Source organism: Gulosibacter chungangensis, from assembly GCF_008831155.1.
Taxonomy (GTDB): Bacteria; Actinomycetota; Actinomycetes; order Actinomycetales; family Microbacteriaceae; genus Gulosibacter; species Gulosibacter chungangensis.
Genome location: NZ_WBKB01000005.1, coordinates 251,164 through 265,040 on the forward strand (window position 1 = coordinate 251,164; position 13,877 = coordinate 265,040).

7 protein-coding genes are annotated in these 13,877 nt (G+C 63.0%); 5 read left to right on the plus strand and 2 right to left on the minus strand.

From position 1 onward, the window contains the following. Positions 1 to 71: 71 nt before the first annotated feature. A complete protein-coding gene (gene pepN / locus F8O05_RS09780; protein ID WP_158052542.1) occupies positions 72 to 2,627 on the minus strand; it encodes an aminopeptidase N in 2,556 nt (851 codons plus the stop codon). Positions 2,628 to 2,848: 221 nt separating this feature from the next. Here pepN and F8O05_RS09785 point away from each other — a divergent pair, with 221 nt between their 5' ends. Genes F8O05_RS09785 through F8O05_RS09805 form a run of 5 tightly spaced genes read left to right on the plus strand, consistent with a single transcriptional unit; the run spans position 2,849 to position 8,758 of the window. Next, positions 2,849 to 4,735, plus strand: a complete 1,887-nt coding sequence (locus F8O05_RS09785) for an ABC transporter ATP-binding protein (protein WP_318655821.1) — start codon at positions 2,849 to 2,851, stop codon at positions 4,733 to 4,735. Further along, entirely contained in the window at positions 4,725 to 6,620 is a 1,896-nt protein-coding gene (locus F8O05_RS09790) for an ABC transporter ATP-binding protein (protein WP_225735835.1), read from the plus strand. Before F8O05_RS09785 ends, F8O05_RS09790 begins: the two co-directional genes overlap by 11 nt. A gap of 19 nt (positions 6,621 to 6,639) precedes the next feature. Beyond that, on the plus strand, positions 6,640 to 7,257 hold the full coding sequence (locus F8O05_RS09795) for a mycothiol-dependent nitroreductase Rv2466c family protein (protein WP_158052543.1): 618 nt from the start codon (positions 6,640 to 6,642) through the stop codon (positions 7,255 to 7,257). Beyond that, positions 7,257 to 7,802 (plus strand): ribose-5-phosphate isomerase, encoded by a 546-nt coding sequence (locus F8O05_RS09800; protein WP_158052544.1) that lies wholly within the window; start codon positions 7,257 to 7,259, stop codon positions 7,800 to 7,802. Before F8O05_RS09795 ends, F8O05_RS09800 begins: the two co-directional genes overlap by 1 nt. Positions 7,803 to 7,804: 2 nt before the next feature. Then, complete coding sequence (locus F8O05_RS09805) at positions 7,805 to 8,758, plus strand: Fpg/Nei family DNA glycosylase (RefSeq protein WP_158052545.1); 954 nt, start codon at positions 7,805 to 7,807, stop codon at positions 8,756 to 8,758. A 4-nt stretch (positions 8,759 to 8,762) separates the two neighbouring features. On the opposite strand, the gene F8O05_RS09810 is transcribed toward F8O05_RS09805, so the two are convergent. Then, positions 8,763 to 13,703, minus strand: a complete 4,941-nt coding sequence (locus F8O05_RS09810; protein WP_158052547.1) for an SCO7613 C-terminal domain-containing membrane protein — start codon at positions 13,701 to 13,703, stop codon at positions 8,763 to 8,765. Between the last annotated feature and the right edge of the window lie 174 nt (positions 13,704 to 13,877).

Sequence of the window (13,877 nt, forward strand, 5' to 3'; positions counted from 1 at the left end):
CCCCTTCGATACGCTGCGCTACTCAGGGCCGCCCTTCGATACGCTGCGCTACTCAGGGAGCTAAAGAGGGGTTAGCTCTGGTCGGCGTCGCGCTGTTTGACGTAGAGCGCGCGAGCCGTGTCGTCGAGACCCTCGGCGATGAGCCGGCGCAGGGCATCCGGCGCATCCTGGTGCTGCTCGAGCCAGGCCGAGGCCGCATCCACAACCTCTTGCGAGACAATCGCGCGGGGGAAGAAGCCCTCGACGAGGTACTCCGCAATGTGGAAGCTGCGAGACTCCCAAATCGAGAGCAGACCGTCGAAGTACGGCGCAATGAAGGGCTTCAGCAGATCGGTGTCGTGGGTCTTCCAGAACCCTGCGAAGGTCGCGCGCACAATTTCATTCGCGGCGCCCGCGGTGGTCCACACCGAATCCCAGGCGGCCTGCTTGCCTGCGGCGGTGGGGATCGCGGCTCGGGCATGGGCTGCCGAGCGCTCGCCGTCGGAGGTGCGGTCCTCTTCGAGACGAGCGGCAATCTCCGCCTCACCGGCGCGGCCACCCGAGACGAGCGAGAACAACAGCTCCCAACCGAGGTCGGTGTCGATGTCAAGGCCCGGCAGTGTGCGAGTGCCCGTGAACAGGTCTGACACTGCCTGTAACTGCACATCGGTGCGCGCGAATTCCGCGAAGGTACGCACAAACGCGAACTGCGCATCCGACCCGTGTTCCGCCTCGGTCGCGAGGACGAGCAACTCATCAGCAACCACGTCGAGCACCTCGTCGCGATCCTCATCGCAGACATAGCGGTTCGCGGTGGTCGTGAGCTGGCCCAGCAGCTGTCGACGAGTGGTCGACTCGGTCTCGGGCGCAATGTGCTCGAGCAACAGTCGAACGAAATCGCGGGCGCGGAACTCTCCGTCACGGGTGGCATCCCAGATGCTGCCGAGCACGAGGCCGCGGGCCAGCGGGTCAGTGATGCGGCTCGCGTGACGCTTCGCGGTCTCGAGCGACTGTTCATCGAGGCGGATCTTCGCGTAGGCGAGGTCCTCGTCGTTGAGCAGAATGAGGTCTCCGCGCAGCTGGCCAACCAGTTCCGGTACCTCGGTGAATTCACCGTCCACGTCGAGCTCCACCTTGTGCACGCGCACCAGCTGCTCGGAATCATCCAGCGCGTAGATGCCGACCGCGAGACGGTGCGGGCGCAGGGTGGGGTAGTCCTGCGGGGCCGACTGGCTGATGCCGAAGGAGGTGAAACGACCCTCTGCATCCACCTCGAAGACGGGGCGGAGCGTGTTCACGCCCGCAGTCTGCAGCCACTTGGCCGACCAGTCCTGCAGATCGCGACCGGAGGCGGCCTCGAGTTCGCTGAGTAGATCGTTCAGCTCGGTGTTGCCCCAGGCGTGCTTCTTGAAGTACTCGCCGACGCCCTTGAAGAAGGCCTCGCGGCCCACCCAGAAGAACAGCTGCTTGAGCACCGAGCCGCCCTTGGCGTAGGTGATGCCGTCGAAGTTTACGAGCACATCGTCGAGGTCACGGATCTCGGCGACGATCGGGTGGGTCGAGGGCAACTGGTCCTGCCGGTATGCCCAGGTCTTTTCACTTGCGAGGAAGGTGACCCAGTTGTTCTGCCACTCGGTGGCCTCGGCGGTCGCGATCGTCGAGATGAACTCGGCGAAGGACTCGTTGAGCCACAGATCGTTCCACCAGCGCATGGTGACGAGGTCGCCGAACCACATGTGACCGAGCTCGTGCAGGATCGTCACCACGCGACGCTCGCGGACGGCATCCGGTACGCGTGAACGGAATACGTAGTTTTCGGTGAAGGTTACGCAGCCCGCGTTCTCCATTGCGCCCATGTTGTATTCGGGGACGAAGAGCTGATCGTACTTCTCGAAGGGATAGGGCACGCCGAAGTGCGATTCGAAATATTCGAAGCCCTGTTTGGTGGTCGTGAAGATGTTTTCTGGGTCCATGTATTGCGCGAGCGAGGAACGCACAAACACGCCGAGGGGTATGGTCCGGCCATCGATCGAGGTGAGCTCGTCGCGGTATTCCACGTACGGCCCGGCAACAAGAGCGGTGATGTAGGTGGAGATCCGCGGGGTCGCAGGGAAGGCCCAGGTGGCAGACGTCTCGTCAACCGGTTGCGGCTCGGGAGTGGGCTGGTTCGAAACGACCTGCCAGTGCTTCGGTGCGGTGACTGTGAACGCGAAGGTCGCCTTCAGATCCGGCTGTTCGAAGCACGGGTACATGCGGCGGGCGTCGGGCACCTCAAACTGCGAGTAGAGGTACACCTCGCCATCGGCTGGGTCCACAAAACGGTGCAGACCCTCTCCGGTGTTCATGAAGAACATATTGGCGTCGATCACGAGGGTGTTTGTGGCTTCGAGACCGGGCAGGTGGATGCGCGAGTCGGCATAGACCTCAGCCGGGTCGAGCTCGCGGCCGTTGAGGGTGACCGCGTGAACCTCGCTCGCAATGGCGTCAATAAACGTGCTCGCACCTGCAGTGGCGGAGAACGTAACCGTTGTGATGCAGCGGAAGATCTCTTCGGACACCGTCAGATCGAGCTTGATGTCGTAGTGGTCGACCGCAATAAGGCCGCTGCGCTCCTGTGCTTCGGCGCGGGTCAGATTCTCTCCCGGCATGCTGCTCCTGTCTTGAATCAAAGCCGCGCAGAATGTGCGGCAACTCTCGCGAGCATAGTGCGCAAGGACCCTAGATCTCCAAGCGACATGGGGTTTGTGGAACGCGGCCGCGAGCCGTCGCAACGCTGCCAGCAGTTCACGCGGGGGCGTATTCTGGCTGATCGGAGAGAACGCGCGTGCGCACCAGCGGCACAGCGCGCATCCGAAGGGGGGAGTGTGGCGTGGTCAATTCGCTTCGCCGGGTGTGGACACTTGTCTATCCAATTCGCATTCGAGTGCTGTTCGGGATGCTCACCGCGATGGCGGCGACGCTCACGGCGCTCGCCATGCCGCAGGTGCTGTCCTGGCTCGTGAACGACGTGATCGCCGGCGGAGCTGCGATGACCGTGGTGCTATTGGCTGGTGTGATCGTGGCCGCCCTGGGCCTACTCGAAGCGGCCTTCCTCTACCTTCGCCGCACTTTCACGATCGAACCGGCGGCCGGCGTCGAATATGGCATGCGCATCCGCCTGTTCTCCCACCTGCAGCGGCTGCCACTGGCCTTCCACGACGCATGGGAATCCGGCCAGTTGCTATCGCGCACGATGACTGACCTCAATTTCCTGCGCCGCTGGCTCGGCTTCGGCCTGATCATGCTCTTCACGGACGTCGTGACGATTGTCGCGGGCATCGTGCTGATGTGGGGATCCGCGGGGATTCTGTCGTTGATTTATTTCTGTGGGGCATTGCCGTTGGTGGTGATGGTGTGGCAGTTCTCCTTACGCTTCCAACGGATTTCGCGCTTGAGCCAAGATCAGGCTGGCGACCTCGCCACGAATGTTGAGCAATCGGTCCACGGCATCCGCGTCATCAAAGCTTTCGGCCGTGCCGATGACGCCCTCGAACAGTATTCGGAACTCGCCGACACCGTGCGCAACACCGAAGTCCGCAAGGGCAGGCTGAGCGCCACCTTCGATTCGCTGCTGCTGCTCCTTCCCGAACTTGCACTCGGTGTGGCCCTGTTGGTGGGACTCTTCCATGTCGCGGACGGTCAAATCACCGTCGGCGGGCTCTCCGCATTTTTCGCGACGGCGATGATTCTCACCGGCCCCGTCACGATGCTCGGACAACAACTTGGCAATGCGGCCGCGGCCATCGCCGTGCTCAACCGCCACGACGAAGTCGCCAACGAAAAGCCCACGATCGTCGAGCCCGAGCACCCCGCGCCGTTTATCGCGGCGGATGCTAAGGGAGACCTGTCGTTTCGCGGGGTGGCCTTCCGCTATCAGGATGCGCCCGAGGGCAGCGAGACGCTTCGCGATATCACTCTCGATGTGCGCCGGGGTGAGACCCTCGCGATCGTCGGCGTGACTGGCTCAGGGAAGTCAACGCTGCTGCAACTTGTGCCGCGCCTGTATGACGCCACCGCGGGGACGGTGCTCGTCGACGGGCAGGACGTGCGAGCGCTACCGCTTGCTCAACTTCGTGCGGCAACCGCCATGGCGTTTGAGGATGCCACGCTCTTTTCCGGTTCGGTGCGAGAAAACGTGCTCCTCGGTGCCGACCCCGAACTCAGCGACACCGAGGCCGAGGCACTGCTCGATCTCGCGCTGCGCACCGCCGATGCTGGGTTCACCTACGACCTCCCCGAGGGGCTTGACACCAGAATCGGCGAGCAGGGGCTTTCACTCTCCGGCGGGCAACGACAGCGCATTGCGCTCGCCCGCGCAATTGCCGTCCGACCGAAAATTCTGCTGTTGGACGATCCGCTCTCGGCACTGGATACCGCCACCGAGGAACGGGTGACCGAGCGTCTGCGTGAAGTGCTTCGCGGCACCACCACCCTGGTGGTGGCACACCGCACCTCCACCGTGGCGCTCGCGGACCGCGTCGCGCTCCTCGACGACGGCCGAATCGTGGCGGTGGGCACGCACGCCAGCCTGATGCAATCCGACCCTCGCTACCGCTTCGTCATGGCGGATCTCCAGAGCGAACGGCTCGATGTGGAACGCCTTGCGGATCAAACCGGTGCGATCGAAATCACCGGCATTTCAGCAGCCGACCCCGGCGAGGAATCGACGAATCACGGGAAGCGTGACCTGCGAGGAGGCGCGAGCAATGACCTTTAGTCGCCCCGGTGGGCCGCCACCGATGAATAGCCAGGGACAGCCCAGCCAGGGTCAGCACCGCCGGGGTCAGCTCGATGGTGTGGAGGACACCGGCCTTGCGGCCGATCAGCTTAGTGATCAAGAACGCCGCAAACGATCCTTCGGGCTGCTTGCCGAGATTATGCGACCGGTGAAGTGGCAGTTCTCGAGTGCCGCCGTTTTCATCGTGATTCAACAGCTCGCGACGGTCGTGGGCCCGGCGCTGATCGCCTGGGCGATCGACACCGCGCTTCCCGACCTCATCGACGGGGATGCATCCCTCGCGATTCTCGCAGGCATCGCCTACCTCGCCACGGCAGTGCTCCGAGCTATCACCACCTATCTTGGAACTTGGCTCACCACCCTCGCGGGACAAAAAGTGCTGTACGGACTGCGGCGAAGGATCTTCAGTCACACGCAGCGGTTAAGTCTGGGTTTCCACGAGCGATACACCTCTGGCCGGGTGATCTCCCGTCAGACCAATGACACCGAATCCCTGCGGGAACTGTTGCAGACCGGGCTCGACGTCATCGTCGGCGCACCGCTGCTGATGGTGTTCACCGCAATCGCCATCCTGTCGATGGACTGGGTAACCGGCTTGCTGATGCTGTTGATGCTCATCCCCGGGGTATTTCTCACCCGCTGGTTCCAACGAAAGTCTGCAGAGGCCTACCGGGATATTCGCACCCACTCGGCTCGGCTCACGGTCGACTTTGTGGAGACCATGGGAGGGATCCGTGCGGTGCAGGGTTTCCGGCGCGAAACCGAAAACGACGAGCGGTTTGCGGCGGTGGGCCTTGACTATAAGAATGCGGCGCTGCGCTCGATTCGCATCTTCGGTATCTACCAGCCCTCCTTGAAAGTTCTCGGCAACCTGATTGTCGCCATTGTGCTCGTCGTCGGTGGTTGGCGGGTGCTGTCGGGACAGTTAGATGTTGGTGTGCTGCTCGCGCTAGTGTTGTACACGCGTCGCTTCTTCCAGCCCATCGATATGATCGCGAGTTTCTACAACTCGCTGCAGTCGGCGGTGGCCGCACTTGAGAAGATTGCTTCGCTGCTGGCCGAGGAACCCACGATTCGTGAGCCCGCGCATCCGGTTGCCTTACCAGCGGAATCGGAACTCGGTGGTGTGGGCGGGACCCTGGAATTCCACGGGGCGAGCTTCAAATATTCCGCGACCGGGCCGACCGTGCTGCACCCGCTTGAGCTGCGCATCCCGGGCGGGCAGACCATCGCACTGGTGGGGCAGACCGGCGCGGGCAAATCCACCGTCGCCAAGCTCGTCGCGAGGTTCTATGACGTCACTGACGGGCAGATCACCCTCGACGGTGTTGACCTGCGCTCGCTGACAAGTCAGTCGCTGCGGGACGCGGTGGTGATGGTGACGCAAGAGTCGTACCTGTTCTCCGGCACGATTGCCGAAAATATCGCCATTGGTCGCCCCAACGCGACGCGGGAAGAAATCGAGGCGGCCGCTCGCACCATCGGTGCGGATGCGTTCATCCGCAGGCTGCCGCAGGGGTACGACACCGATGTGCAGACCCGCGGCGGTCGGCTTTCGGCGGGGCAACGCCAACTGGTGTCCTTTGCGCGCGCCTTTCTTGCCGACCCGCGGGTGCTCATCCTGGATGAAGCGACCAGTTCGCTTGACCAGCCCAGCGAACGCGCGGTGCAGGACGGGCTCACCACCCTCCTCGGTGACCGGACCGCGCTGATCATCGCGCACCGACTGGCCACCGTGATGGTCGCTGACCGGGTGCTCGTGATGCACGACGGCCGAGTGGTGGAGGACGGTACTCCTGCGGAATTGATCGCGGCCGGTGGACGCTTCGCGCAGCTGCACCGTGCTTGGCGGGAGTCGATTTAAACGCGCTAGCCTGGTGTTCATGGCTGAAAACACCGTGACTAAGGTCGATTTCTGGTTTGATCCCGCCTGCCCCTGGGCTTGGATGACTTCCCGCTGGGTTGATGAGGTGGCTACACTTCGCGACAATGTCGAGGTCGAATGGCACATCATGTCGCTCGCAATCCTTAACGAAAACCGCGAGATGGATGACGCTCACCGCGCATCCCACCAGCGTTCGCTGCGTGCCTGCAAAGTTGCCGCCGGTGTTATCGCGGAACTCGGCAATGACAAAGTAAAAGCCTTTTACGACGAGATCGGCACTCGCAACCACCCGGAAAAGCGGGCCAAGGAAGAAGGCGTGCTGGAGGAAGCCATGGCGGCTGCCGGAATTGACGAGTCCTATCTGACTCGTGCGGATGCTGGTGAGTTTGACGCGCAGTTGCGTGAGTCACACGATGACGGCATCGGACGTGTCGGCCAGGATGTTGGTACCCCGATTATTGCGGTCAACGGTGTCGCGTTCTTCGGCCCGGTTATTTCTCCCGCACCCAAGGGTGACATGGCGTTGCAGCTCTTCGACGGCGTCGTCGCGGCGGCCGGTTACGATGGCTTTTTCGAGCTAAAGCGCAGTCGCACGCGCGGACCGGAGTTCAACTAATGCGCATCCACATCGCCACTGACCACGCAGGTCTGGAATTCTCGCAGCAGCTGCAGGAGCACCTCGCCGCTGCCGGCCACGAGGTCATTGACCACGGCCCTCAGGAATACGACCCGGTTGACGACTACCCCTCGTTCTGCATTAACGCGGCGCAGGCCGTAGCGAATGACTGGGCTGCTGGCACCGAGTCGCTCGGGGTTGTCTTCGGCGGCTCCGGTAACGGCGAGCAAATTGCCGCCAACAAGGTGGCGGGTGTCCGTGCCGCGCTGGTGTGGAATGACGCCACCGCAACGCTCGCGCGCGAACACAACAATGCCAATGTGATTTCCATCGGTGCCCGGCAGCACGATGTGACCGAAGCTATTCGCTTCATTGACCTGTTCATTGCCGAACCGTTCCCCGGTGATGAACGCCACGTCCGCCGCATTTCCCAGCTGGCCGAGTACGAGCGCACCGAGAAGATTGCCGGTAAGGATGTGCTGGCCGCTTCGGGTGCGCAGGTGCCCGTGCAGCTGGCGACCGCGGTGAGCTCCGAGGACAAGTAGGGATGCCTGAAGGGCATTCCGTACACCGCATCGCCCGTCAATTCCAAACGAATTTCGTTGGCCAGATCTGCGAGGCTTCCAGTCCGCAGGGACGGTTCTCGGACGGTGCCGCGGTGCTGACCGGACGGGTGATGGATGAGTGCTTTGCCGTCGGCAAGCACATGTTCGCGCGTTTTGAAGGTGACTTTTGGTTGCGGGTGCATCTCGGCATTTACGGTGCCTGGGACTTTACCGGACAGGTGCACTCCACCCTTGGACAGACGGGGGAATACTCCCGTCCCACGGTCGAGGACTCTCGCGGTGAAAACTCGCTCACCTCTATCGGTGCACCGCGGCTGGCGCGTGTGCGGATGGCGGAACAGGAGTCCGAAAGCGATGTCGCCGACCAGTGGCCTCCCGAACCTGTCGGCGCCGTGCGCTTGCGGCTGTTGACTGCGACCACCTGCGGTGACCTGCGCGGGCCGACTGCCTGCGAAGTGCTGGAACAGTCGGGGGTGAATAAGGTCCTTGACCGCTTGGGTCCCGACCCGTTGATCGTCGACTATGACGATGGCGAGCGCGCATTCATCGAGAAGGTTCAGCGGCGGGCGACACCGATTGGCCAACTGCTGATGGATCAGTCGGTGGTGGCCGGAATCGGCAATATTTACCGGGCGGAAATGCTCTATCGGGCGGGCCTCGACCCGTATACGCCGGGCAAATTGGTCACCACGGATACGCTGCGCGAAATGTGGGCGGACTGGTGGAAGCTCCTGCGCATCGGCGTTGAAGTCGGCCAGATGATGACGATCGACGGCCTCGAAGGTGAAGCCTACGAGCGCGCCCTGCGGCATCGAGAGGACCGCCACTGGGTGTACGGTCGCGCAGGTGAGCCGTGTCGCACCTGCGGGACGCCCATCATGCTCGCGGAAATGCAGAACCGCAAACTTTACTGGTGCCCCAGCTGCCAGAAGTAGTGCACTACCGCAACTGCGAGATTGAGGTCACCACCGCCTTCGCGTTCTTGATTCGTGATTCGTAGGTCGCCGCGACAAAGATCAGCAGCGCACCGGCCGCCCCGAGCCAGATCCACCAGGGCACCGAGAGCTCGGGCAGCATCCACCGAATAGCTACGATCAGGTGTGCGACGGCGGCGATTGTGCCGAGGACCAGTGGCGCCTGCAGCTTGCCGAGCGCTCCCACGAGCACCGCGGTGAGAACGAGCAGCGTGTAGATCCCGATTCGTGCCGCGGTCGGGTCATTGGCTTCGTAGAACCACAGCGGGAGCAGCATGATGACCAAGCCCGGGCCGAGGGCGGGGAAGCTGCGTAGGGCGGGGCGCGAGCGCATCCAGAGCGCCCCGACCGCGGTGAGAGCGAGCCCGAAGGCGAGGAAATACACGTCGCCCGGAGTATCGGATTCTTTGACGATCGCGGCGATGAACGTCACAACCGCGGCAATGCCGCTACCGACCGCAAACAGTTGCAGCGGGAAATGCAGCTCCGGTCGTTTCGTCTCGGTGAACCAAAATCCAGCGATTGCTCCGACACTGAGACAGAGCATCACGATCATGATGACCGCGAAGGTATTTCCAGTGATCACCGAGGCCGCGGCCACCGCAACCCCTGCGAACCACAGCGGGGCTGCCAGCGCATAGGCTCCGGCCTCGAACTTGCTCATAGTGCGGGCTTGTTTGCCACTGAGCGCACCAATGATTGCCATGCACAGCAGGAGCGCGCAACCGGGTGCCGCGACAAACAGCACGGAAGCGTTTGGCGAATCTGGCCACAGCAGGATTGCCGAGGACACCAGCGCAAGCGCCATGCCAGCCCCGCGCAGGAATCCCGCCAGCGTGTGGCGGATTGCAAAACCGTAGATCACCAGTGAGATACCCACGATGAGCCAGGTGAACGGCCACACTCGAATCCTTGCATCCGTCACCGCCAGCGCTGTCGCCACGGGCAGGAGCGCACTTACTCCGGCTGCTGCCAATGCCGACACTTCGAGACGGTTGCGCTGGAGTGCCACGGCGAGGGCGGCGGCGACTGCGATCACGGCCGCGACCGTGGGCATCCACCAGGACCACGCCACTGGGACGGTGATCAGCCCTGCCCATGCGGTCACCGGCACCACCACCATGGACAACACACGGTAGGCGGTTCGGTGCCGTTCGCTCGTGGGATGCGTGGGCATTGATTGTGCGCTTCGTCGGCTGCTCATGAACAGCAGCAACGCCAAGGCGAGCCCGGCGAGCGTCGTGCCGGTGGATAGTGCGGGGTACGCGAGATGCTGATCAAGAGTGGCCGCGTAGAGTGCGCTGATCGCGGCAACGAGGACTGCGCCGGCAGCGAGCGCCCGCAGAATGAATGCGATGAGGGGTGCCCATTCGGATGCATCCGCGGCTGTGGGTTTCGGCGTCAAGACGAGGGCGATGGCGATTGCCCAGGCCGCAAGCGCGATCTCGATCGACAGCGGGGGCAGCATGAGTGCTGCGAAGCCGCTCATTGCGAGCGTGGCGATGCTGAGCAATGTGAGTATCTGCGTGGGGGTGAACGCAGGGACCCCGCCTTGTGCTGGTGTCGCTGCGGACGAGGACACTCCGCGCGAGACCAGTGCGAGTCCGAGCCAGATGGCAACGCCAATGCCCGCGGCAAGCGCATACCCGGTGGCCGTGGGGGCGAGGGGGCCTGCATCCGCAAGGGTCTCGAGGAGGTCGCTCACTGCTGTGATGAGCGACATCGCCCCAAGCGGTGCCAGCAGCGTCACTAGCAGTAGGCGTGCGGTTGCCAGGGCCGGGTTGCCTTGCCAGAACGCGCAGAGTGTGGCTATTGCCAGCGCGAGCACCGCGACGATTGTGCTTACCGGCCACGTGAGGCCATCGAATACTTGCTCTCGGCTGCCGAGTAGGGAAGCGAGGGGGATCGCGGTGCCGAGTGCGAGCATCCCACCGAGCGGCCAATGGCCGTGATCGATCCGTGCCGCTGACCCCGAAACACCGAAGACGAGTGCGCTCACCAAGAGCGAGAGTGCGATGGGTGCGGTGACGAGCACCGGCCACGGAGCTTCGACAAGACGCTGCACGAGGACCGGGCCGAAAAGCGCGAGGAAACCGGCGGCGATCCAGGGGAAGGTACCCCGGAATTTGCCGCGGTGTGGTGCTCCTGCTGAACGCACCGTTACGGTGAGGGGCACCGCAATAGCCAATGCGAGGGCGAGGACTGCCCAATACGTGAGCCGCTCATTGGAGAGTAACTCGAAGCCAAGCAGATTCATCATGGCAAGGAATGCGGCCACAACCGCGATGCAGTCCGTAGCGCGAGTCCACACACCCGGTACGGATCGCTGCCGCAAGAGAGTCAGGAGCGCGGTGGCCAATAGTGCGCCGGTCACCAGTGCCCAGACGAACAAGACCTCGTAGATCGCCGCTCCGGTGATCCGAGCGAGCAATTGCACAAAGGGGCTCATCACGATGTAGCCGAGGGGCATGGCAGCGGTCAGTGCCACCGAGTGCGTAATGAGATCACAGTTCTCAAACCGAGTCGATCGGACACTTACCAAGAGCAGTGCCCCGAGTGCGATCAAAGCGATGACCATGCTGAGAATGAGGGGCCAGACGTCCCCGCTGAGCGGCCCACCTGGATCAGCCAGGGCGAGGGGAATTTGCTGCGCCGCGGTGATGAAAAGCAAGCTGGAAGCCGTCCAGGCCAGCACCCGACGATCGGTCACGTCGAGCTTCCTGGCACTGACCGCAATCAGCAGCATCACGATGGGGAGAGCGGGTGCAAAGAGGACGGACGCATAGGGGAAGTCGATCGGTGCCCAGGCTACTGCGGTGGTGAGCGCGGCAAACAGCGCGGCCGCGAGCGTCATGAGGACGGGGCCGCGCGCACCGAGCAACAACCGGATCGCGAGGAAACCCAGGCCGATCGCCGCAAAGGCAAACATCACCAGTGGGCGGTGCAGGAAAGTGACTAGGGCAAGGCCTACTGCGGCGGTGGTGTATGCGGTCAAGATGACGGTTCGCAAAGGCGAAGGATTGTGGCGACAGAATGCGCCGATCGCGACCATGGTAGCGACCAGCAGCAGCCCGAGCACCACGAGTGATGCCCACAGCGGCAGGGCAATGGCCGTGACCGTGAGGCCGACCGCAATCACAATTGCGGCTGACATGAGCCTTCGCCCGGCGATGCTCGTCGCCTCTGGGAGCGTGCGGTAGACAAGGAATGCCACGGCGGCGGCGACAATAAGCGCGATGCCGGTACCGAAGACGGACCACTCGATGCTGTATTCCCAGAGGGTGGTTGACGTCGCGCGGTGCAGCGGAAGTTGCAAGATTGCCGCGCCGAGCCATAACGTCGGTGGCCCAATGATGACGGCGGTGGTGATGACGCCGCTGAGCCACCGCGTGCGATCGGCGCGGTTAGTGCGAAGATATCCGAAGTCCCAATACACCGCCGCCAGCGCAATTACGGGAAGTGCCTTCCAGACTTCGCCAAAGTAGACGGAGTTGGTGGCGGGGGCAAGAATTTCCATGGCCGCCACCAAGATCGCGGTGGCCCACAGCAAGGTTGTCAGGATCGTTGCCGAGATCCGCTGCCATTGGATGGGGGCCAGGGAATCGTGGTTGCGCAGTTGCTTCAAAAGCCACAGCAGGGCGGCGATGCCGATTCCGGCGGTCACGATGGCCACGATCGGCTCTTCAAGCGGGTGCGGAGCCGCAGTGAGTAACGCGTTCGAGCTGCCTGCATCATTGCCGGCGAAGGTTCGTCCCAGTGCTTGGAAGACCAGCGCCAGTGCACCAAGCTGGCCAATACCGAAAACGATGCCGACTTCCAGCGCATCGGGTCGGTCCGCTCGCTTGTGCAGGATGGGTGCCAATACCGAGGCGATTGCGAGGCCAGCGAGGGCGATCAACGTGGACGAGTGCTCGGTAAATACCCAGTCGAAAATCCACCGCAGCATCGCCACGATGCCGGGCCCGATGGTGAAGGTGCTCGCGATTCTTGGCGCCCGAAGGCTCGCGAGCTTGCCCCAACCGAGCAGGATGCCGGTCATCAGCAGAAGCCCAACACCCCAGAAAAGGTTGCCCTGGATTTGCTCGAGACCGAAGAGATTGAGAGAGCGGATGGCCCACAGGTCGAGGATTAGCAGGACCACGCCCAGGATGGCGATTCCCTCGGCAGTGGTAGTGAGTCGCCTGTGCTTCAGCCAGCTCGCGAGCGCAATGACCGCAGCGGTGACACCGGCGGTGATGAGCGATTTGACGACGAGATCGAAGAGCACGAACGCGACGGTGAGGAACACAATGGCCGCAATGCTGACGAAAGAGACGCCGAGGACGAGCAGCGTCAGCTGAATTCCGGAGCGCCGCGGTTTTGCGGGGGCCGTCGGTGCGGCAGTCGCGGGTACCTGAGATTGGGTTGCGTGGGCCGGGGCAGCTGGATGCGGGGCTATTTGAGGCTGTGCAAGTTCCTGGTGGGTAGCTTGCTGTGCCTGGACCGGCGTCGCTACGTACTGCGGCTGTGCTTCAGCCCAGGCCGACACGGGAGCCGATGTTGGTTCCGCCTGTGGCACCCGGTGATCTGCTGGTGCTGGCGGGGCCGGTTCCTCAGCGGCCGCGGGCGGTACCGGGGGAGCGGACGGCGTTTGTGCGTATTCCGTGACCTCATGCCTCGGCGACTCGTGCCATGCCTTGGCGACGAGATTGCCTCGGGCGACCAGCGCATCCGCCGCGATCGTAGATTGGGTGAAAACTTCGGCAAGCCGCGAGTCTTGCAGGTTCAGACCGCATGAGGGGCAGGCCTGCGCCCGGTGGGTCTGCGCGAAACACATCGGGCACTTGTCAGTTGACCGAAGGTCATCGAGCCCGGTCGGGAACCCGGGTACCCGAGCTGATTTAGCGGAGTGATCTTGCGAATTCACGGCGCCCTCTCTTCCGAAACGTCGCGGCCAACGACTTGTTCTAGGAAGATAAGCAGAAATCGCATCCGGGCCGGAGAGTTATGCACAGATTTGCATCCGGGGGATCACAAGGTTGAGCCGAATGGAATAGACGGAACCGTTTTTTAGGCTCCTGTACGCACGAACGGAAAACGT